This window comes from Aeromonas sp. LsrichE-8G (assembly GCF_022869435.1).
Lineage (GTDB): Bacteria > Pseudomonadota > Gammaproteobacteria > Enterobacterales > Aeromonadaceae > Aeromonas > Aeromonas caviae.
The window spans coordinates 1-524 of record NZ_JALIHH010000272.1 but is presented as its reverse complement, the minus strand read 5'-3'; the positions used below and the strand labels follow the sequence as shown (position 1 = coordinate 524).

1 pseudogene is annotated in these 524 nt (G+C 63.0%); it reads left to right on the top strand.

The features are described from left to right. Window positions 1-524 (top strand): annotated as a pseudogene (locus tag MUW49_RS22170) (IS3 family transposase); the annotation flags it as partial.

Sequence of the window (524 nt, the reverse complement as noted above, 5' to 3'; positions counted from 1 at the left end):
CGTCGACGAGGACAACTGACCTCGTTGCCAGAGCGGCAGCAATACGTTGCATGGTGGCGCGAAGCGCTTGAAGCTGGCGCCCGCAAGCATCCTGCGGCCGAGGTGTTGGGGCTGAGTCTGCGCACGCTCCAGCGCTGGTTGGCCGGCCCTGAGCTGAGTGCCGATAGGCGACCGGATGCGGTTCGTTCCATACCTGCTCATGCATTGAGCCCAGAGGAGCGGCAGGCCGTGCTGGACGTCTGCAATAGCCAGGAGTTCGCCTCGTTGCCGCCGAGTCAAATTGTGCCACGGCTGGCCGACCAGGGGCGCTACTTGGCCAGTGAGTCGAGCTTCTATCGCATCTTGCGGGCGGCTGACCAGCAGCACAGGCGTGGCCGGAGCCAGCCACCGCGTCATGTGCCGGTACCAACCAGCCATACCGCGACTGGGCCCAATCAAGTGTGGTCCTGGGATATCACCTACTTGCCGTCACTCGTGCGCGGCCAGTATTACTACCTCTATCTGATAGAGGACATCTACAGCCG